Here is a 22,012-nt window from a genome sequence, read left to right as displayed (position 1 = left end):
TCGTTCCAAATGTTAATATTTATATTTATTATATCAAAACAGAGAAGCTTTTACAATTCTATCAAACCAGCTTATGATTTTTGGCTCAAACGGTATTTTGCGCCCTATATGCCTGGACGTTTAAAAATGTTAAGCTTTATTAATATTTAATATTATAATTTGTCACTTATTATTTTCTCATAACCATTTTACTTTCCTGACAAACCATGTTATAATACTCTAATGGAAGGAAGAGCCGCACCAACTCTTCCCGAAACTTTCTTCTCATTATATTATAACGCGATATTTAAAACGCACAGCCGCCTTGGAACGATATTTGGGGTATCGTCCTTGGCGGCTGTGTTCGTTATTCTGATTTGTTGACATTGTTCTCTTCTTGCCGGATGCTGCGCATCCGACAAGAAGCGTCGGGCGTCGCCCTTATAGAAAAAGGCTCTCAAACCACTGAGAAAATGTAAACATTTTTCAGTGGTCCGAAAGCCTTTTTCTGCAATGTCAACTTTAAGCGTTCAGTTCTTTCTTATAAACCTCAATGACTTTCTTCATCGCCTCCGCACCCGGAGCACCGATGGTCACACGTTTCTCCACGCATGTCTTCATGGAGATCGCATCGTAAATATCTTCCTCGAATACCGGACTGATGGACTTGAACTGTTCCAGAGTCAGATCATCTAATGCCTTGTTCTCGTTGATGCAGAGAAGCACCAGCTGTCCGATGATCCCGTGGGCATCACGGAACGGAACGCCGTGGTTTACAAGGTAGTCCGCAGCATCTGTGGCATTCGTAAAGCCGTTCTTTGCGCTGGTTTCCATCACATCTTTGCGGAATGTCATCGTGGATACCATTCCTGTGAAGAGTAAGAGGCAGCCCTTTACGGTGTCGATGGCATCGAAGGTCAGCTCTTTGTCTTCCTGAAGGTCCTTATCGTATGCCAGCGGAATTCCCTTCATGACTGTCAGCATGGACATCAGGGCACCATAGACACGGCCGGCCTTTCCGCGGATCAGCTCCGCGATATCCGGATTCTTTTTCTGCGGCATAATGCTGCTTCCGGTGCTGTAAGAATCATCCATCTCAACAAAACGGTACTCGTTGCTGTTCCAGATGATGATCTCCTCGGAGAAACGGCTCAAATGCATGGCGATCGTGGAGAGTGCTGCCAGAAGCTCAATGAGGTAATCCCGGTCGGATACGGAATCCATGCTGTTTAAGGTTGGTCCGTCAAAGCCTAAAAGCTCTGCTGTGTACTCGCGGTCTAACGGGTATGTGGTTCCGGCAAGGGCACCGGATCCTAATGGGCAGTAATTCATGCGCTTTCTGATATCTGCAAGACGTCCCCTGTCACGGCGGAACATCTCGTAGTAAGCACCTACATGGTGAGCCAGAGTTACCGGCTGTGCTTTCTGAAGATGGGTAAATCCCGGCATGTAGGTGTGGAGATTTTCCTCCATAAGCTTTAAGAGAACCTTAAGAAGTCCCTTTAACAGGACATCTGTCTCATCGATCTCATCTCTTGTGTAGAGCTTCATATCGAGAGCGACCTGATCATTTCTGCTTCGCCCGGTGTGGAGTCTCTTTCCGGCATCTCCGATCCGTTCGATCAGGTTCGCCTCAACGAAGGAATGGATATCCTCGGATTCCGTTGTGATTTTTAAGGTTCCGTTGTCGATATCTTCACGAATACTCTTTAAGCCGGCAATGATCGCGTCACGGTCTTCCTCTGTGAGGATCCCCTGTTTCGCGAGCATCGTCACATGGGCGATGCTGCCTGCGATATCCTGTCTGTAAAATTTCTGATCGAAGGAGATGGATTCATTAAAATTGTGTACTAACTGGTTCTCTTCCTTCGTAAATCTTCCGCCCCAAAGTTTCATGTCTGTTCCTCCGTTGTCTGTTTTTTATGATCTATATGTTTCTCCGATTCCGGCATGTCGGGAATTTCGGAATCCGGTTTCTCCATTTCATTTAAGTTCTCTTCCGGTTCTTCATCAATCTCCGGAATCTCTTCAAATCCTTCTTCATCCACACGTTCTTCTGATTCCCGCTGCATTCTCCGGATCCTGAGCATCCGTGCTCGATCTCTCCGCCTCTCCATCTCTCTGCGCAAAAACCATAAAAAGATCAGGATCACGATCGATCCGCCTGTGATCAGGACGCCGGGCTTTAATCCCTCCGGGAAATAAGAAAAATCGATCACATGGTCCCCTGCGCCCACATCGATGGCGAGGAATGCGCCGAACGCTTTCCTCGTCTCCACCTTCTGCCCGTCTACCTTCACAGTCCAGCCCTTATCGAAGGGGATCGATGTGAAGAGCATTCCAGCCCGGTCAGCAGTTACAGTTCCGGAAAGCTTCGTATCCTTCCAGCTCGTCAGATGCATCGGCATCCGGTTCAGACGGTCATAGACCTGAATCATGGCATCCTCGGAGAACCGATAGGCAATGGCATTCAACTGCTCCCCCGCCTCATCTGCCGTGAGCTTCACTTCATATCCCGGAGACAGGGTTCCGAGTTCCAGAAGATATCCGCGGTCTACATTGCCAAATGACTTTGAACCCGACGGCAGATCCGCTTTCACGTTCTTCACCTTCTTATTCAGAACGAACACATAGTATTCCCCGGTCATATCCGGTGTGAAGGTGAACGTATTTTTATTCACTGTTCCGCCTGTATCTACAAGAACTTCGTCTGCCCCTGTGACCAGACACAGATCATTCTGTACTTCCGCGGGATTATCCATCTCATACTGCCAGTTCTCCTCAATATCCGAAGGAAGAACAAAGCCTAGCGGCAGTGTATACAGGTTCTCATAGAGATATGTCCCGCCGCTCTCCCTCAAATACATCATAAGCTCCGTGTTGGACACTGCATCGGAATAGAGCGCATATTTTACGGAAAAGATGCTGTCCACAAGCGGTGTGCTGCCCGTGATGCTGTAGGCGTTCGTGGAGGACTCGCATCCAAGCTTCTTAAAGATCTTCGAAAGATCCGCGTTTGCCGTTGAGGAGAACAGGGATACCGACGGGAAATTCATCCATGCGCCGTCGTTTTTCGTCTTCCTCGTCTTTTTCTCCACCCGGTAGAAATCCGATGCCGGTTCCAGAGAATCCTTCAAGATCCGGGCCTCTTCGTTATCCGCAGTGTAGGATTCACGGCTCGTGGTCGTGACACTCGTCACGGTTGTATTGATGGCTGCCTCCATGGAGACCAGCGCCAGCGCCAGAAATCCGGCTAAGGCCCGCCTTCCTCCTTTATAAATGTAGATCAGTCCCGCGTAAGCCGCAAGGAAGATGATCGCCACATAGTAGACAATAAAGTGGAAATGTTCCTGTGTCACCAGCTTTTCTGCCAGAAGTACAAAGCAGATGCTTCCCCAGAACGCGACAGCAACATACTTTTTCGGTGTCTCATCCAGATGCGCATAAGCCCGGAAGCAGATAAACAGCATCAGGAAGATATAGATGAAGGACTGTCGGCACGGAAGGCTGTTCGGATAGTGGAATCCATGCCAGATAAAATTCAGCACATTCATGGAAAAGCTTGCAAAAAAGAGCAGCAGCAGTCCGCAGTACACAGCCTTTTCTTTCACAGAGATCTTCTTACATGCCAGATATAGCAAAAAGAAGAGAAATACCGCGACGCCGCAGTAAATATTTGGCCAGTGGTCCAGACCGATCTCCGTCTCCACATTTCCGATATGGCGGGCGATCATGTCGAAGATCGGGAAATAGGAAGTCCACGCCTTTGGGAAATCAAAGTTGCCGGATGCCGTGCTCTGGAGCGCACAGATCTCCGGCAGCAGAACTCCTGCCGCGAGTCCGCCGGAAAGCAGGGAGTAGATTCCAAATCTCACGCAGCTCTCCGCGTATTTCCTTACCGGTCCCGGTTCTTCCAAAATAAGAAGTGCGATGAAATAAAGCACCAGAAACAGGCAGGTCATGATGGATATATAGTAGTTGGACAAAATGGAAAGCCCAAGGGTCACGCAGTAGAGCATTCCCTTCTGTTCCCTCACAAGACGCTCCAGTCCGTAAACGATCAGCGGGAAGAGGAGAATGCAGTCCAGCCACATGATGTTCCAGCTGTACGCCGCCATATATCCGGACAACGCATAAAAAATCCCGAAAAATCCGACACCCAGAATACAGTTTTTACTGTGCTGCTTTAAATACCAGGCAAAGCTGAGTCCCGAAAGTCCGATCTTTATGACGATCATGATCGTCATGAATTCGATGATCAATTTTTTCGGGCAGAGCAGGATCAGCCAGTTTAAAGGGCTTGCGAGATAATATGCGTAAAGCGCCGCAAAATTAACCCCCATTCCCACATCCCAGCTGTACAGAAGACTTCCGCCGGTCCGCAGCTTATGCTGGAACTCTGAGAAGAACGGGGCGTACTGATGATACATGTCCGTCCTCAGAAAGCACCTCTCGCCGAACGGGAAGATCCCTCTCTGGGCAAATATGCAGATCATAACGAGTACCGGGACAAAAAACGCGATCATAAGACCGTCTCTCGACTTTAACACCGGCACCGTTCGTCGTTTCTTCTTACGCGCTTCCGGGATTCTTTCTGGTATTTCTTCCCGGACTGCATCATCAATTTCTTTTATTTCTGTCATACCGTAAAACTCCTCCGTCTACGCAAAAGGTATTTCGCACTCCAAGATCTGATCCGGTCATTTCTTTTTGTCATTCGTAAAAATCAGGATCTTGCTAAACACATAATTCAGTATCACGACCACGACTGAGATCAGAAGCTTGCAGAGAAAGAACTCCATCTTCATGAGATCCACCATAACAAACAGTGCCGCGAGATTAAACAGGAAGGTCGCTACCCGGCAGAGAACAAATGAAACAAATTCTCTCCATACCTTCCCCGGATTCAGCGTATGGCTCTCAAACACCCACCACTTATTCGTCACAAAAGCGAACAGCACCGCAGCCACCCACGCAATGGTCTGAGCAGGAACCGGATCCATCTTCCATATATAATATAGAAGATTTGAGATCGCATAGTCGATCACTGTTGTCAGGACACCGAAGATCAGGTAAGCGATCCCCTCGCGGGCCAGACCGGACTTTCTCTTTCCTGTCTCCTGCTCCGCCGGATCATCCGGTTTCTTTTTCTGATTTATATCTTTTTCTTCCATAAATAATTCCATCCCTCTATCTTTCTCGATAGTCTTTTTCATTTTAGTATACCAACGCAAAAAAGTAAAGGACTGACAGCCGGTAATTCGGCTGTCAGTCCCTCTTTTTTTACGATCATTTCAGTTTTTATTTCTCCGGCAGCCTGTCTGCCGTTTTTCCCACTTTATTCAGCAAGAAGCTTGTCGATACTTACAAGTTTTACGCATACACAGAAAATCTCAGCTGCAAGCTTCAGATCTTCCAGTGTCGGGAAGGACGGAGCAATACGGATATTGGAGTCATGCGGATCCTTGCCGTATGGATAGGTTGCACCTGCGCCTGTCATAACAACACCGGCATCCTTACACTTTGCAACGATCGCCTTCGCGCATCCATCAAGAGAATCGAAAGAAACGAAATATCCTCCGTTCGGTTTTGTCCACTTACCGATCTCAAGTCCGGCGAGCTCCTTATTTAAGATCTCGTCAACCGCCTCGAATTTCGGGCAGAGGATCGCGGCATGTTTTGCCATCTGAGCCTTGATTCCATCAAGGTTCTTGAAGAAGCGCACATGACGGAGCTGGTTGATCTTATCATGGCTGATAAACTGTACGTTCATCTGTTTCTTCATATCTTCGATATTCGCCTTGGATGTAGCGATTGCGGAGATAGCGGAGCCCGGGAATGTGATCTTCGCTGTGGAACCGATCTTATATACCATATCCGGATTTCCGGCTTTTGCACACTCGGAGAGGATATCAAGGATATGATCCGGATGATCCGGGTGTAAATGATGTACGCAGTAAGCGTTATCCCAGATGATTCTGAAGTCTTTTGCTGCCGGCTTTAAGTTTGCGAATCTCTTTACTGTTTCGTCGGAATAAGACTGTCCGGACGGGTTCGAATAAAGCGGAACGCACCAGATGCCTTTTACGGTCTCGTCGTTATTTACATATTTTTCAACAAGATCCATATCCGGACCATCAGCTGTCATCGGAATATTGATCATTTCGATACCGAAGTACTGGGTGATCGCAAAGTGTCTGTCATATCCCGGAACCGGGCAGAGGAATTTTACTTTGTCGAGTTTGCACCACGGAGTGCTTCCGCAAACACCATGTGTCCAGGCACGGCTTACCGTATCAAACATCAATGTCAGGCTGGCATTTCCGTACATAACGATATTTTCAGCCGGAGCATCCATCATAGCTCCCATCAGCTCTTTTGCTTCCTGAATACCGGTCAGGATTCCATAGTTTCTTACATCGCCGTCAGCGGAGATATAGTCGCTGGAGCTGTTTAAGACATCCATCATCGGAAGGGAAAGGTCGAGCTGCTCCTTACATGGCTTGCCACGTGCCATATTCAGGCTTAAATTTTTTCCCTGATACTCTTTGTACACAGCCTCAAGCTGCTCCTTTAAAGATGCAAGTTCTTCCTTTGACATTTCGCGGTATGGTTTCATGTCAGTATCCTCCTCATTTTTTCGTTTTTTACAGCACCGAAAACCCCTTACGGTGTCTGTCCCCTATGACTATATTATAATCGAAGACCGAAAATCTTACAACACAAAAAATAAAGTTTCGCCCTATTTTTCTCACAATTTTGAGCCTTCTTACAAAAATATCTTAACCCTCGCTCCGTTGACTTTTTTTTAACAATAACGTATCATTATATTATTGATTTTTATCGAACAGCCACAGAGGGGGATACCGAATGATAAATGAAAATAAGAGCGTCAGGGATCTGAAACGCATGGTTCTGATCGGAGCGATCGTCGCCCTCGTATCCCAGCTCTACTGGAATCTTTTTGTATATAATTTCCGTATCTCTTCTTCCGTTATCGTGCTCCCGGTCCTCTTAATGACGCTGGGAAAAAATCTTTCCACGACGATGACCTGTTCGGTAACTGCAGTGATCGTTTTTCTGTTCCGACTGATTGCAGCGGTAAACGGTGGTGCTGATCTCATAACATCCGCGGAAAATTTATTTCCAAACGCGGTCTTCTATTTCTGCTACGGGATCATCTTTAACGCCATGATCCCCGGAAAACATACCGTGTCCTTCAGCCGGTTATTTCCGGCGGTCTTTTTTGCAGATTTTGGATCGAATCTGGTGGAACTCTGTATCTCAGAGAGCTCACTCCACACTATGACACCGGAAAAGGCCGGATACCTTCTCCTGATCGCCCTGTTCCGGACTTTCCTCACAAGCCTGATCTTAATGGCGGAAAGTCACTACCGGACTCTTTTAAAAAACGAAGAGCACGAGAACCGTTACCGCCGCCTGTTCTTAATGACTACAGGCTTAAAGAATGAGATCTACTTCATGCGGAAGAATTCCGAGGAGATCGAATCCGTCATGGCGAACGCCTATAAGCTCTACGAGAAGTTAAACGAGATGGACGTGCCGGATGATATGAAGCACATGTCACTCTCCATCGCGCGGGATGTCCACGAGATCAAGAAAGACTATATCCGGATCATTCAGGGAATTGAGGAGGAGATCTCCGAGGAATACGATGAGAAACGGATGAGCTTTCAGGATATCTTAAAGATCCTTGAAGACACCACCTACCATATGCTGGAGGCGAAAAATGTCCATATCCAGCTGGAGTTCCGATGCTCGGACAACTTTATGACCGAGGAGCACTACGAACTCATGGCCGTGTTAAAAAATCTTGTCAACAATGCCATTGAGGCCATCGAATCCGACCGGAAGATCGGCACGATCTGCATCGAAGAGCACCTTCGTAACGGGAACTACATCTTCTGTGTCACAGATGACGGACCGGGAATCTCACCGCGCCATCTGCCGAACATTTTTAAAATGGGATATTCAACGAAATTTGACCATAAGACCGGAAATATCTTCCGCGGTGTCGGCCTTTATGGGGTAAAAATGACCGTGGAGGAACAGTTTAAGGGAACCATCGAAGTGAGATCGGAGCAGGGCAGCGGAACTGCCTTTACCGTTGTGATTCCGGCGGCTTCCCTTGTGGAGGAAGAATTATGAGAATCTATATCGTAGAAGACGACCTGTCCGTCATCAACATTTTAGAAGACATCATCGAGACACAGGGACTCGGAGAAATCTGCGGCGATTGCGGCGGAGAGCCGGCAAACCTGTCCGACGTGCTGCGGGCAAAGCCTGATGTTGTCCTCGTCGACTTTTTCATGCCGGTAAAGGACGGCGTTGAATTTGTAAAGGAGCTGCGGGCTGTGAACACCACGGTCAAATGTATTATGATCTCCCAGGTGTCCGCCAAGGAGCTGATCAGCAAGGCCTACAGCGCCGGGATCGACTTCTTTATCAGCAAGCCGATCAACCTGATCGAGGTCCGTTCCGTATTAAAAAATGTGGAACAGCAGATCACAAATGAACACACTCTGGCGAATATCCGCCGGATGTTCATGAACGAGATCGACCATATGCCAAAGGGAACGAATCCGGAATCAGATGACTACGGCAGGAAATTAAAATACATCTTAAACCGCGTCGGCATGTCCGGAGAAAAAGGATGTCCGGATATCATAAAGATCTGCGAATATCTTCACGAGAATCATATTCCTGTATCCAATTTAAGTGTGTCGCAGATGTGCGAGGCGGTCAGTGATTCCCCGAAAAATATGGAGCAGCGGATCCGCCGTACCATCGCAGCCGGAATGTCCAATATCGCCCATATGGGAATCGAGGATTTCATGAACGAGACCTACACCCTGTACTCCGGAACCCTGTTCTCCTTTGAGGATGTGAAGGCGGAGATGGACTATCTCAGAGGAAAGCGCTCCTCAGGAGGGAAGGTCAGCATCAAAAAGTTTATTGACGGACTGATGCTGGAAGCAGAGCGCTAAAACATATTAATTTCTATACGCCGGAATATCTTTTTTCGGCGTATTTTTTGTGGGTTCAGAACTTTTCACATGTTTTCAACTATTACATGTAGAAATCTTGTTAAGAATTTACAATTTTTTGTTAAGTAATTTTTGTAACTTTTTGTAACTTTATGATTTTTTTTGAAGGAACATTCTTATACTCTGACCATAAAAGGTATGGAGGTATAAAAAACTATGTTACAAATTGAACTTAACATGTATCAGGCAGTCGCAGTTGCTGCTCTCGTTCTGCTTCTTGGACGTTTCCTTGTAAGCAAGATCCCATTCTTAACAAAATACTGTATTCCTGAGCCGGTTGTCGGCGGCGTTGTTTACGCAGTTGTTCACCTGATTTTAAGATCCGCAGGAATCCTCGAAATCTCTTTCGACAACACTTTACAGTCCTTCTTCATGACTGTATTCTTCTGTAGTGTTGGTTACACCGCATGTTTCCGTCTCTTAAAGAAGGGCGGCGTTCAGGTACTCTTATTCCTGTTAGTTTCCATTATCATGGTTGCTCTTCAGAATGGCCTTGGCGCTGTACTTGCCGGTGCTTTCCATCTCGACCCGAGACTTGGTCTTGCGGTTGGTTCCATCCCGATGGTCGGCGGACATGGTACCGCAGGTGCATTCGGACCGGTTCTTGAGGAAGCTGGTGTTGCAGGCGCTAACGCGGTTGCGATCGCATCCGCAACCTTCGGTCTTGTTGCCGGCTGTATGATCGGCGGACCGCTCGCTTACCGTCGTATCCATTCCCTGAACTTAAAGTCCACAGAGACTGCTACCGGCAGTGATGAGGTTACAGTTGATAAGAACGAAGTTACCGGCGCGATCGATTCCAGAAGATTCCTGGACAGCGCATTATACCTTGCAATCGCAATCGGTGCCGGCACGATCGTTTCTTTATTCCTTAACAAGTTAATGACATTCCCGAGCTACATCGGAGCAATGGTTGTTGCTGCTATCATCCGTAACATTGTTGACGCAACCCACAAAGATATGCCGATGGAAGAGATCAGCACGATCGGAAGCTTCTCTCTTTCCTTATTCCTTGGTCTCGCAATGATGGGATTAAAGTTATGGCAGCTTGCAGAGCTTGCACTTCCGATGATCGTAATGCTTGCGGCACAGACAGTTCTCATGGCAATCTTCGCTTACTTCGTAGTATTCAACCTTCTCGGAAAGAACTACGACGCAGCCGTTATGACATCCGGCTTCTGTGGATTTGGTATGGGCGCTACACCGAACGCTATGGCAAACATGCAGGCGATCACCGCAAAGTATGGTCCGGCTCCGACCGCATACTTCGTAGTGCCGTTAGTAGGAAGTCTGTTCATCGATTTCTTCAATGCACTTATTATTACGACATTTATGAACTTCCTGTAAGATCCAATTTGGGATCATAGATTGTAACTCTTGAAAAAGGGCCCGCACCGGAATCCTGGGGTATGTTCCGGTGGCCGGGCTCTTTTTCCTGTCTGAAATTTAATTGTAAATTTTTCTGAACGACCAGAATCTCTCTTTATCTTCCTGAAAACAGTTCTATCCCATCGATCATCTGCAGTTCTTCTCTCACACACTGAAAAAATCTTCGGATCTGATCATCCATCCGGTTCTCTTTTGTGAATCCATAGATCGTCATGTCCTCCGGTCCGCCTTCCATCGGACAGATCCACACGTCTTGTCTCTTGAATCGCCTTGCAACAAGAAGCGGGATCACCGCCCATTTTTTTCCATTCAGAAAATATTCCAGAAATTCCATCTTATCCGCTGTGAGACTCGGATTTGCATCCGGCGGAAACCATCGGCTGTGCCAGATATCATATTCCGGATTCCACGGCAGCCGGATCTGTTCTTCCGGATCCAGCATATCCGGAGTCACTCGCCCCGTTTCTCTCCAGCTCTCACCACCGGCAAACACGAACGGCTCCCTGAACACCAGGAACGGAACTATTCTTCTGGAATTTAAAAGATCCGAGACCAGAGCCACATCAACACTTCCATTTTCCACATACCCATAAATATCAGAAGAACGCCCCGTCTTAAATTCAATGCTGCAGGTGTCCCGAGCGGACATCATTTCTTTCAATACAGCCGGCATCAGATAAAAAGCAATGCTGTTCACTGTGCTGACCCGCAGAAGCGGACTTTTCTTTCTTCTCGGTATCTCCTCCGCCTCCCTGTAAAGTGTCAACAGGCGTTCCGCGACCGGAACGAATTCTTTTCCATTCTCTGTAAGTTCCACACTTCTCTGACCGCGTCCACGCTCAAAAAGGCTGTATCCCAGTTCCTCTTCCATCGATTTCATTCTGCGGCTCATAGCCGGCTGTGTGATAAAAAGCCGTTCTGCCGCTGCTGAGATACTGCCATACTGGAGAACTGCCAGGAATGCCTCCAACTCTGTTTTTGTCATAATGATCTCCGTTTTCTCCGATTTTCTTTACTGCAAATATTTTATCCTGTTCAAAATATATCATTTTGATTATATTTTACTTTTTAATTATTCATTTTTCAATTAATATTTTCTGTGATACACTGATTTCTGTGAAGGTACTGAACCATCAGATTTCGCACCAGCCGGAGCAGCGCATAGAATTTGGAGTACGCAGTGCGGAACATCCGGTATCAGAAGATTATATTTCAGGAGTACATAACCATGAACCAGACCTCTTTGCTTTCCGGCAATATCCGACAGCAGATCTTAACCCTCGCCGTTCCACTGCTGCTTGGAAACATTTTACAACAGCTTTACAACACTGCCGACTCACTGATCGTGGGCAGATTTCTCGGCACCAACGCCTTTGCCTCTGTGGGAATCTCCGGCAGTCTTATGAACCTTTTTATCTTCATCCTCGACGGCTTCTGCGCCGGGATCACGGTAATCCTCGGTCAGTTCTACGGAAGCGGTGACAGAAAAAAATACCGCGAGGAAGTCTTCACCGCTCTTCTTCTCGGCATGATCATCGCCCTTATCATCAGCGGTGTGTGTACCGTCTTTCTGGATCCGATCTTAAACCTGATCCACACCCCGGACGAACTCATTCCTTACGCTGAATCCTACCTTTTCATTATCCTCGCAGGGCTTCCTTTTACCTGTCTTTATAACCTTTTATCCGGAATCCTGCGGTCTATCGGCAACACCAGAGTTGCCCTGTCTTTTCTCGCCGCCGCCATCACAGTGAACATCGCTCTGGACTTTCTCTTTATCGGCATTCTGAGACTTGGAACCGGCGGTGCTGCCGCGGCCACGATCCTGTCACAGTTTTTCTCCGTAATCTGCTGTTTTCTGTATCTGCGGGATACTTATCCGGGACTGCTCTGCCGCAGAGAAGATATTGGTGCTCATAAGGATCTTATGATCCACACTCTGCGCTACGGTCTCATCTCGGCGCTTCAGGCCTCCAGCCTGTATATCGGAAAGATTCTTGTTCAGGGCAGTGTCAATACACTCGGAACACCGGGAATCGCTGCCTATACGGCAGCGACCCGCATTGAGGGATTCGCGAATTCCTTCGGTGACAGCGGAGGAAATGCGGTCTCCGTCATGGTCTCCCAGAATCTTGGGGCTGGAAATCATGACCGGGTGAAAAAAAGTCTATTTGGGGGGCTGATGTTAAACTGGACGGTCTGTGTGGTGATCTCCCTTTTCATGTTCTTTGGTTCCAATCCTGCACTCCGGCTGTTTTTGAGTTCTTCAGACGAGCTGGCTCTCTATTACGGAAACAGTTATATAAGACTGATCTCTGTTTTCTATATATTCTGCTTTACAGGAAGTGCTTACATGGGATACTTTAAAGGACAGGGTTACATGGTCATCGCCTTCTGCGGAACAACCCTACACATTATTTTCCGTGCGATCTGTTCCGCCATCATGATCGGAAAGATGGGGCTCACCGCGGTTGCTCTCTTTTCCGGTCTCGGCTGGATACTCTGTGTGACATTCCTGACGATCAATTTTATCCGAATCGCAGGGAAAAACGCAAACATTCCATTCTCCCATGATCCGAACTGACGCCGGGTCCTTGTTCCCGTGCAGGGAGGCGGGCAAATTCTGAACTGAAAGGGTTGTATAATACAGTGGCCGTGGCAGAATCGTATCATTTCCCCTTGCATTCTCCCTCCTACAGTGCTATAATGTTCAATATCTTGATAAATATTTAATTTTTGAACATCGTAGGAGGTTTCAAATTATGAGTTCCAAAAATTCCGAAACACCCTTAAAAGACCGGATCGACTGGGTCACTGTGATCGTACCGTTTCTTGCAATCCTGGCGCTCTGTGTCTGCTTCATCCTGATGCCGGATGCATCAAAGAGCGTTCTCGACACGATCCGTTTTATCCTTGGCGATACCTTCGGCCTGTTCTATCTTGCCGTCGGTCTCTTTGTCTTCCTGCTATCCCTGTATCTGGCATTTTCCAGATTCGGTACGATCCGCCTCGGGAAACCGGATGAAAAGCCAAAATATCCCCTCTTCGTCTGGGCGAGCATGATGTTCACCTCCGGACTCGCAGCCGATATCCTGTTTTACTCCTTCTGTGAATGGATCCTTTACGCGAACGATCCGCATATCGCAGAGCTCGGTTCCATGCAGACCTGGTCCAGCACCTACCCGCTGTTCCACTGGGGTCCGATCCCGTGGGCATTCTATCTGGTACTCGCCGTCTCCTTCGGCTTTATGCTTCATGTGAGAGGCTGTCATAAGCAGAAATATTCAGAAGCCTGCCGCGCGCTGCTCGGAAACAAGGTAGATGGGATTTCCGGAAAGCTCATCGACCTTCTGGCGCTCTTTGCGCTCCTCGCAGGAACCACAACGACATTTGCACTGGCGACTCCGTTGATGTCCCAGGTACTGACGACCCTGTTCCACCTTCCATCCTCCAAATGGATAACGATCGCGATCTTAGGCGTCACCTGCGTCTTCTACACATATGCCCTGCTCCACGGCATGAAGGGGATCTCCCTTCTTGCAAAGTCCTGCATGTATCTGTTCTTTGCCCTGCTCGCATATGTGCTGTTCCTCGGCGGTGAGACACGGTATATTCTGGAGACAGGCTTTGCGGCTGTCGGAAATCTTGCTCAGAATTTCCTCGGCCTCGCAACCTTCACAGACCCGCAGCGGACCACTTCCTTCCCGCAGACATGGACGATCTTCTACTGGGCCTACTGGATGGTGTGGTGCGTGGCATCTCCGTTCTTTATCGGATCCATCTCCCGCGGAAGAACGGTGCGGCAGACGATCCTCGGCGGATATGCCTGCTGCGTCAGCGCCACCTGCCTGAGCTTCATTATTTTAGGAAACTACAGCCTCGGACTCCAGGTGAGCGGAAAACTTGACGTGATGGCGATCTACGCCGCCGGAAATGATCTCTACACAACGATCATCTCCATCATCCAGACACTGCCGCTTGCGCCACTTGTCCTTGTGCTTCTGATCGTTGCCATGGTAGCCTTCTACGCCACCAGCTTCGACTCCATCGCCCTTGTGGCTTCCTCCTACACCTACCGCCAGATCACAGGCGATGAGGAGCCCCACAACGCCGTAAAGGCCTTCTGGGCGATCATGCTGATCCTGCTGCCAATGGCGCTTGTATTTTCCGACAGCTCCATGGCGAACCTGCAGAGCGTGTCCATCATCGCGGCGTTCCCGGTAGCGTTCGTGATCCTGCTGATCATCGCCAGCTTCTTAAAGGACGCGTCGGATTACCTGAAATCATAAAATAGGAGCTACGAAACGTACGGATCGATCACTTTCATCATAAAGTTTGATCCGTACGTTTTTCTTAAACAATTTGTAATTCCCCTGCCACACATTTACCACAAGTTGAAGGGAAAATACCATTGTCATAAATCGGAATTCTGGTATAATAGAATATGTAAACAATTTGAGAATTTTCAGCAGCCGTGAAAACAACGATCTGGCTGCTGTTACAATTTCTATGAGGAGGAAAATTAAATGAGAAAGAAAAATTTCTGCCTGGCAGTACTTTCCGCATCCGCAGTTCTCGCTCTGGGTGCTTCATTCAGTTCTTTTGCTGCTTGGAAGTCCGTAAACAGCGAATGGGTCTACACTGACAATAATGGCAACAACGTGACAAGCGCGTGGAGATCTGACAACGGCGAGTCTTACTATCTCGGCTCTGACGGATATATGGTCCGCAACACACTTCTTGAGGACAACGGAAACTACTACTACTTAAGAAACGGCGGCCAGATGTTAAAGAACGGCTGGCGTTTCCTTGAAAACCCGAGTTGGCAGGGTGACGATAAAGTCGGCGACGCAAGCTGGTACTACTTCGACAATAATGGACGTGCGCTCCGCACAACAGGCGATACTGTAAAGATCGCTGATATCGGCGGAAAGAAGTTCGCGTTTGATATGTATGGAAGAATGCTCACAGGCTGGATCACAGCTGCCGGTGAGAATATCTCCGATGATTCCGACTGGGCAACAGCTACATACTACGGTGACTCGGAAGGCGACGGAAGTCTCGTTACAAACGCCTGGGTATACATCAGCGTTAAGGACGATGACAACGAGGACGATAACGAGCCGACTTACCACTTCTACTTCGCTTCCAACGGTAAGAAGACCGTCAGCACAGAGAAGACCATCGGCAATGTAAAATACACCTTCGATGACAGAGGTGTTGCTCAGGATTCCTGGGTACACAACAGCGACAAGGGTACTTGGAAATATTACGGTGATGAAGAGGAACCGAAGCTTCATACCGGTTGGTTCCAGGCTGTTCCGTCTAAAGAGTTAAACAGCAATGACCATGAAAATGGTACGACTCATTGGTATTATGCAAACTCCAAGGGCGAGATCACTATTCCTACTGCCGACGGCGAAGTTGGAGTTGCTAAAACAATCGATGGAAAATCCTACTTATTCAACGAGGACGGAGAGATGCTCACGGGATTAAGAATTCTTACATACGATGGTTCTAAAATCACCAAGATTTCTTCTGAAGTTGATTCCATCGATACCATCAAAAATATGGATTCCGACACCAAAAAATTATTATACCTTTCCGACAGTGGCGCTGCAAAAACAGGTACAACTACCATCAGCCTTGATGGTTCCACATATACCTTCAGCTTTAAGTCTAATGGTTCTCCAAGAGGTGTCGGCGAAACCGGTATCTCAGACGGATATATCTATATGAACGGTTTACGTCTGACAGCTGATGAGGATACAAAGTACCAAGCCGTTACATACAAGGATCAGGAATACCTTATCAACGAAAACGGTACGATCCAGAAAAATAAAAAGAACATAAAAGACGCTGACGATTACTATTATTGCACAGATAGTAAGGGTGTTTTACGCCATGAGCGGAGCACTGAGAAGTGTACGATTAAGCATTAACCTTCCACCTAAATACACCGCAGATGTTGACAATATGTTTTTAGTATTTACTATAAGCTTCTACAATCTGCAATTGAGGGCATCTTCACTGACTTGGCGAAGGTGCCTTTTCTTTTTCTACATATTGCAATTTCCTGTCAACAAAATTTTCTCTTCCTGCACCTTTACCATTTCACCTCTCCCTGCCTGATTTTCCTCTTCTTCCTGACACACCTCCGCCACAGATTCCTCAATGTTTCACCACAAAGTATTCACAGCTTAATCACATTTCACTGATATACTTATTTTATCAAAAGGAAAACATAACCAACCAAAAAATTCAGGAGGTTTCACTATGAAAAAGAAATTTATGACTCTCGCGCTTACCGCAGCAATGGCTGCTTCTATGGGAATGACTGCTTTCGCAGGACAATGGGTACAGAACACCACAGGCTGGTGGTGGCAGGAAGACAACGGCTCCTACCCGGTATCCCAGTGGAAATGGCTGGATGGAAATAAAGATGGCATCTACGAATGCTACGCATTTGATTCAAACGGATATATGTACGCGGATACAACAACCCCGGACGGCTATACAGTAAACAAAGAAGGCGCCTGGACCATCGGCAATTCCGTACAGTTAAAATTTGCGAAAGATATGCAGAATGAATCCGGTTCCAACGACAATACCGCTGCTGATAACAGCACATCTGACAATACTGTTTACACAAACGAGGATATGGTCGGAACCTTCCGGATCAACGACGAGAACAGAGAAGATTACTTTGAGTTTATGCTCGGTGCCGGCGATTCTATTGCGGCATTCTACTATGATACCGACGGAGATACCCATATATACAACTTCTCTAAAGTCAGCAATACAAAATACCGCGATTCCTCCAATTCACGTAATCTGACGATCGTAGATTATGATACGATTATTGTAAACGACAGAACCTATATCAGGGACTAATCGCTAATAGCGAGCTGACCACTCCATTCCTTGAAGACATGAAGCTTTCTTCCTGTCGACTATAATTTCTATACCCGTTCCCAGCCCTCGGCATGAAATATTCCTGCCGGGGGCATCTATGATACAGAAGCATATAGAAAAAGCGTATCAACCGATGTATTATCACATCTTTTGATACGCTTTTTTCATGATAACAGTTCCGCCTCACGGCATTCCCGTCTCTTTCTATTCTACGTCCTGTCCGCCCTTCACCTGCGGCCGTCCAAGGCTCTCCCACTTCAGGTAGGCACTGATAAAGCCGTCGAGTCCGCCGTCGAGCACCGCATTTACGTTTCCGCTCTCGAAGCCGGTCCGGTGGTCTTTTACCATCGTGTACGGCTGGAGTACATAGGAACGGATCTGGCTTCCCCATCCGATATCTTTCACATCGCCGCGGATATCGGAGAGCTTCTCCGCGTTTGCCTGCTGCTTTAACATATACAGCTTTGCCTTTAACATCTGCATCGCCTTGTCCTTGTTCTGGAACTGGGAACGCTCATTCTGGCACTGTACAACAACGCCAGTCGGGATATGGGTGATACGGACCGCGGAGGATGTCTTGTTGATGTGCTGTCCACCGGCACCGCTGGAACGGTAGGTATCAATCCTTAAATCATCCGGATTGATCTCGATATCAAGGTCTTCCTCGATATCCGGCATTACATCGCAGGATACGAAGGATGTCTGTCTCTTTCCGTTGGCGTTGAACGGAGAGATCCTTACAAGGCGGTGTACACCTCTCTCGGACTTTAAGTAACCGAACGCATTCTCTCCGTTGATCTGGATCGTAACCGACTTGATTCCGGCTTCCTCGCCGTCCAGGAAGTCGAGTACCTCCACCTGGTACCCTTTTCTCTCTGCCCAGCGGCAGTACATACGGTATAACATGCTGCACCAGTCACAGGACTCTGTTCCGCCCGCTCCGGCATTCAGTCTTAAGATCGCGTTGTTGTTATCGTACTCCCCTGTGAGAAGTGTGCGGAGACGGAGTGCGTCGAGCTCAGATGTGAACTCGTCGAGCATCTCCTGGATCTCCGGAACGATCTCCGGATCATTTTCCTCATACCCCATCTCGATCATCAGACCGATCTCTTCGTACTGATTCTGGAGCTTGTTGTACTCTGCGACCGTATCTTTCAGGTTTTTCGCTTCCTTCACGAGTCTCGTGGATTTCTCCGCATCCTCCCAGAAGCTCGGCTCCTCCATGGTCTTGTCCAACTCGTCGATCCTTCTGATCTTCGCTTCCAGATTCAGGGAGTCCCTGACCTCCTTCAGTGGAGTTTCATATGTGGATAATGTATATTTAAACTGGTCTAACTCAACCATAGAATCTGTCCTTTCTAATAACATTTCACCAAGGCCGCCTGTTCCCTGTGCGGACCATACGGAATGTTACCTTTCTTATAATGATTTAACAAGGTCAGCGCAGAGGTTCCGCGCTGACCATCATTTCATAAAACAATTGGTATTGATCCTATGCTAACGGTTTTCTTCCGCAGCACTGTTTATATTTCTTGCCGGATCCGCACGGACACGGATCATTCGGGTAGATTTTCTGTGTCTGACGTCTCTGCGGAGCTCTCGCCGCGGAATCGTCACGGTTTGTACCTGTAACCTTGGCAGCCGGCTCTCTCTCCACCTTCTCCTCTACACGGATATGGCAGAGAATACGGATCGTATCTTCACGGATCGCCGCAGTCATATCATCGAACATCTCGTAAGCGTTCATCTTGTACTCTACGAGCGGATCACGGTTGCCGTAAGCCTGTAAACCGATACCTTCACGGAGCTGATCCATATCGTCGATATGGGACATCCACTTGTTGTCGATCACCTTCAGGAGAACGACACGCTCGATCTCACGCACCTGCTCTGCATCCGGGAATTCTGCCTCCTTGGATTCGTAGAACTTCGTTGCCAGTTCTTTTAACATGTGCTTGAATTCGTCCTTGCTCATCTTGCTGATCTCGTCAGTCAGCTCGATCGGCTTTAACGGGATGATCGGAAGAAGAAGATCATTTAATTCCTTGAAGCCCCAGTTCTCCGGAGTCTGCTCGTCACTGACGGACATATCCACAGCGCCCTCAACGATATCGTTGAGCATCTTCATGATCAGCTCACGCATGTTCTCACCGTCGAGTACCTGACGGCGCTCAGCATATACGACCTCACGCTGCTCGTTGTTGACCTCATCGTACTTTAAGAGGTTCTCACGGATACCATAGTTGTTCGTCTCGATCTTCTGCTGTGCTTTTTCGATCGCGGAAGATAACATCTTGTGCTCGATCTGCTCGTTCTCCGGAACGCCGAGGGCATTGAACATGCTCATTAACTTGTCGGAACCGAAGAGGCGCATCAGATCGTCCTCAAGGGAGATATAGAAGCGGGACTCACCCGGATCGCCCTGACGTCCTGCACGTCCGCGGAGCTGATTATCGATACGTCTGGACTCATGACGCTCTGTACCAATGATCTTTAAGCCGCCGAGAGCCTTTGACTCGTCGTCAAGCTTGATATCGGTACCACGGCCTGCCATGTTCGTCGCGATAGTCACCGCGCCGTGAATACCGGCCTGAGCTACGATCTCAGCCTCCAGCTCATGGTACTTTGCGTTTAAGACTTTATGCGGAACCCCGCGCTTCTTTAACATCTGGCTTAACATCTCAGATGTCTCGATGGTGATCGTACCGACGAGGACCGGCTGTCCTTTCTCGTGGGCCTTTACGATCTCCTCAACAACTGCATGGAATTTCTCTTTCTTTGTCTTATATACCGCGTCATTTAAGTCTTTACGGATAACCGGACGGTTTGTCGGGATCACGATAACGTCCATACCGTAGATATTGCGGAACTCTTTCTCCTCCGTCTGGGCTGTACCGGTCATACCGCCTTTTTTCGCATACTTATTAAAGAAGTTCTGGAATGTGATCGTTGCGAGGGTTCTGGACTCTCTCTTAACGTTTACATGCTCCTTCGCCTCAATGGCCTGATGGAGACCATCGGAGTAACGGCGGCCCGGCATGATACGTCCTGTGAACTCATCAACGATCAGGACCTCGTCGTCCTTGACCACATAGTCCTTATCGCGGAACATGAGGTTATGGGCGCGGAGGGCAAGGATGATATTGTGCTGGATCTCCAGATTTTCCGCATCCGCAAGGTTGTCGATATGGAAGAATGCCTCGACCTTCTTAACACCCTGTTCTGTCAGGTTTACGACTTTCTCTTTCTCATTTACGATGAAATCGCCGGTCTCGGTGATCTCCTCGCCCATGATGGCGTTGAGCTTGTTAAACTCGCCGGATTCCTCACCGCGGACTAACTGCTTTGCGAGAACATCACAAACCTCATAGAGCTTTGTGGATTTTCCACTCTGTCCGGAAATGATAAGCGGGGTTCTCGCCTCATCGATCAATACGGAGTCCACCTCATCGATGATACAGTAGTCGAGATCACGGAGTACCATCTGCTCTTTGTAGATCGCCATATTGTCACGAAGGTAATCGAAACCGAGCTCGTTGTTTGTAACATAAGTGATGTCACACTGGTAAGCGGCTTTTCTCTCCTCGGAGGTCATGGAGTTTAATACCACGCCGACCTTTAAGCCGAGGAACTCATGAACCTGTCCCATCCACTCAGCATCACGTTTTGCCAGATAGTCGTTGACGGTTACGATCTGAACACCTTTTCCAGCCAGGGCATTTAAGTATGCCGGACAGGTGGAAACAAGAGTTTTACCTTCACCTGTCTTCATCTCAGCGATACGTCCCTGGTGAAGGACGATACCACCGATGAGCTGTACCGGGTAGTGCTCCATCTTTAAAACTCTCTTGGCCGCCTCTCTGACGGTTGCGAATGCCTCCGGCAGAAGATCGTCCAGGGTCTCCCCCTGTGCGAGGCGCTCTTTGAATTTTCTTGTCTGATCCTTTAATTCTTCATCAGACATCGCCTGCATCGTCGGACGCATTTTTTCGATCTTATCGATGATCGGGTAAATATACTTTAATTCCCGGTCACTGTGCGTACCAAATACTTTTTCAACAAAATTCATTCTGCTTGTTCTCCTACATAAATAAATATACACATGCAGCGATACCCTTTTATCCATCTCGCGGGAGTTATCCACGGATACACGGTCTTTCAAACGCCGGAGCCGGATTTTATCCACATGACGCATGGTTCATCTCACATCAGGCCACTGCATACAAGTTTCTATATCTGAATCGTTTTTGATGTCCGCTGCTCCGTCCTGCGGGATTTTACCGCATAACCGCATACGTCTGCATCGTACAATCCTTAATATTTTAACACCTTCCGGGTTTTTATTCAATGACTTCATGTAATTTTAACATTTCGTACATAAATCCTTATCTCTGCCTGCGCAATTCCCGATAAAACTCCCTGCTACATCTTCTCGCAGCCGCATCGTCCATCTGCGCCGCATCCCTGCTGTTTTTTCTAAAACCGTTTTGACAATTTTTCGACAATTCAATTTTTTCCTCTTCGACATCTCCCTGACTCCTTCCCCCGGCTTCTCCCTCACTTCTGTCTATTTTTCTCTCTTCCTGCCGCTTTTCCCCTTTAAATGTACAACTTGCACAAACCATACATTCGATTGTCTGGTTATCCACTTTATCCACACT

15 protein-coding genes are annotated in these 22,012 nt (G+C 47.8%); 7 read left to right on the top strand and 8 right to left on the bottom strand.

The window, feature by feature from the left end:
• Window positions 1–501: 501 nt before the first annotated feature.
• The 4 genes from argH to DW677_RS09635 form a co-directional block, all read right to left on the bottom strand.
• Window positions 502–1,875 (bottom strand): argininosuccinate lyase, encoded by a 1,374-nt coding sequence (argH, locus tag DW677_RS09650; RefSeq protein WP_015553788.1) that lies wholly within the window; start codon window positions 1,873–1,875, stop codon window positions 502–504.
• Window positions 1,872–4,622 (bottom strand): YfhO family protein, encoded by a 2,751-nt coding sequence (locus DW677_RS09645; RefSeq protein ID WP_117567058.1) that lies wholly within the window; start codon window positions 4,620–4,622, stop codon window positions 1,872–1,874. Before DW677_RS09645 ends, argH begins: the two co-directional genes overlap by 4 nt.
• Window positions 4,623–4,679: 57 nt before the next feature.
• On the bottom strand, window positions 4,680–5,153 hold the full coding sequence (locus tag DW677_RS09640) for a GtrA family protein (RefSeq protein WP_158553000.1): 474 nt from the start codon (window positions 5,151–5,153) through the stop codon (window positions 4,680–4,682).
• 164 nt (window positions 5,154–5,317) lie between these two features.
• Window positions 5,318–6,598: an aminotransferase class I/II-fold pyridoxal phosphate-dependent enzyme gene (locus tag DW677_RS09635; RefSeq protein ID WP_015553791.1), complete on the bottom strand. Its 1,281-nt coding sequence runs from the start codon at window positions 6,596–6,598 to the stop codon at window positions 5,318–5,320.
• A 251-nt stretch (window positions 6,599–6,849) separates the two neighbouring features.
• Between DW677_RS09635 and DW677_RS09630 the strand changes: the two genes are divergently transcribed.
• The 3 genes from DW677_RS09630 to gltS all read left to right on the top strand — a co-directional run bounded on the left by DW677_RS09630 (window position 6,850) and on the right by gltS (window position 10,394).
• On the top strand, window positions 6,850–8,148 hold the full coding sequence (locus DW677_RS09630; RefSeq protein WP_015553792.1) for an ATP-binding protein: 1,299 nt from the start codon (window positions 6,850–6,852) through the stop codon (window positions 8,146–8,148).
• A complete protein-coding gene (locus tag DW677_RS09625; protein WP_117567057.1) occupies window positions 8,145–8,987 on the top strand; it encodes a response regulator in 843 nt (280 codons plus the stop codon). Before DW677_RS09630 ends, DW677_RS09625 begins: the two co-directional genes overlap by 4 nt.
• 216 nt (window positions 8,988–9,203) lie before the next feature.
• A complete protein-coding gene (gltS, locus tag DW677_RS09620; RefSeq protein ID WP_015553794.1) occupies window positions 9,204–10,394 on the top strand; it encodes a sodium/glutamate symporter in 1,191 nt (396 codons plus the stop codon).
• A gap of 136 nt (window positions 10,395–10,530) precedes the next feature.
• Here gltS and DW677_RS09615 read toward each other — a convergent pair whose 3' ends face one another.
• Complete coding sequence (locus DW677_RS09615; RefSeq protein ID WP_117567055.1) at window positions 10,531–11,421, bottom strand: LysR family transcriptional regulator; 891 nt, start codon at window positions 11,419–11,421, stop codon at window positions 10,531–10,533.
• 243 nt (window positions 11,422–11,664) lie between these two features.
• On the opposite strand from DW677_RS09615, the gene DW677_RS09610 reads away from it, so the two are divergent.
• The 4 genes from DW677_RS09610 (at window position 11,665) to DW677_RS09595 (ending at window position 17,330) form a co-directional block, all read left to right on the top strand.
• Window positions 11,665–13,020, top strand: coding sequence for an MATE family efflux transporter (locus DW677_RS09610; protein WP_117567053.1), 1,356 nt, complete (start codon window positions 11,665–11,667; stop codon window positions 13,018–13,020).
• A gap of 178 nt (window positions 13,021–13,198) precedes the next feature.
• Window positions 13,199–14,725: a BCCT family transporter gene (locus DW677_RS09605; protein ID WP_117470177.1), complete on the top strand. Its 1,527-nt coding sequence runs from the start codon at window positions 13,199–13,201 to the stop codon at window positions 14,723–14,725.
• Window positions 14,726–14,962: 237 nt separating this feature from the next.
• A complete protein-coding gene (locus DW677_RS09600; RefSeq protein WP_117470176.1) occupies window positions 14,963–16,378 on the top strand; it encodes a cell wall-binding protein in 1,416 nt (471 codons plus the stop codon).
• Window positions 16,379–16,712: 334 nt separating this feature from the next.
• Window positions 16,713–17,330, top strand: a complete 618-nt coding sequence (locus DW677_RS09595) for a hypothetical protein (RefSeq protein WP_015553797.1) — start codon at window positions 16,713–16,715, stop codon at window positions 17,328–17,330.
• 225 nt (window positions 17,331–17,555) lie between these two features.
• Here the strand turns inward: DW677_RS09595 and prfB are convergent, their stop codons facing one another.
• The 3 genes from prfB to DW677_RS09580 all read right to left on the bottom strand — a co-directional run bounded on the left by prfB (window position 17,556) and on the right by DW677_RS09580 (window position 22,009).
• Complete coding sequence (gene prfB / locus DW677_RS09590) at window positions 17,556–18,695, bottom strand: peptide chain release factor 2 (protein ID WP_117567069.1); 1,140 nt, start codon at window positions 18,693–18,695, stop codon at window positions 17,556–17,558.
• A 148-nt stretch (window positions 18,696–18,843) separates the two neighbouring features.
• A complete protein-coding gene (gene secA, locus DW677_RS09585) occupies window positions 18,844–21,420 on the bottom strand; it encodes a preprotein translocase subunit SecA (RefSeq protein ID WP_021905488.1) in 2,577 nt (858 codons plus the stop codon).
• 316 nt (window positions 21,421–21,736) lie between these two features.
• Window positions 21,737–22,009, bottom strand: a complete 273-nt coding sequence (locus DW677_RS09580; protein WP_133304050.1) for a hypothetical protein — start codon at window positions 22,007–22,009, stop codon at window positions 21,737–21,739.
• Window positions 22,010–22,012: the final 3 nt, after the last annotated feature.

Source organism: Clostridium sp. AM25-23AC, assembly GCF_003435125.1.
GTDB classification, from domain to species: Bacteria; Bacillota; Clostridia; order Lachnospirales; family Lachnospiraceae; genus Pilosibacter; species Pilosibacter fragilis.
Note: the sequence above shows the minus strand (reverse complement) of the source record. Positions and strands in the feature narration are given on the sequence as shown.